Source organism: Leifsonia sp. SIMBA_070 (genome assembly GCF_046534635.1).
GTDB lineage: Bacteria > Actinomycetota > Actinomycetes > Actinomycetales > Microbacteriaceae > Leifsonia.
Genome location: NZ_JAWRYK010000380.1, coordinates 1 through 266, shown reverse-complemented (window position 1 = coordinate 266; position 266 = coordinate 1). Strand labels below are relative to the sequence as shown.

General features: G+C 68.4%; 1 protein-coding gene. It reads left to right on the top strand.

The window, feature by feature from the left end:
- Nucleotides 1–28: 28 nt before the first annotated feature.
- Nucleotides 29–266: hypothetical protein (locus SB754_RS20750; RefSeq protein ID WP_410784242.1), on the top strand; the 238-nt coding region annotated here is incomplete at its 3' end.

Here is a 266-nt window from a genome sequence, read left to right as displayed (position 1 = left end):
CGCCGAATCCGGCCCCCTCACAGTGGTTGTGGACGATGCCCACACCGCGACCGACCCGTTGGTCCTCGATGCCTTTCACCGGTTCCTGCGCCATCGGCCACCGCATCTCAATGTCGTCGTTGCCGCCCGCCACGACCCGCCACTGATCTGGCAGCACCTGATCGGAGACGGTGTCGGAGCCCGGATCGGCCGGGAGGATCTGGTGCTGACCGATGCGGAGGTCGACCGGACACTGCGTCAGCACGGCCTGCTGCCGACGGCCACCC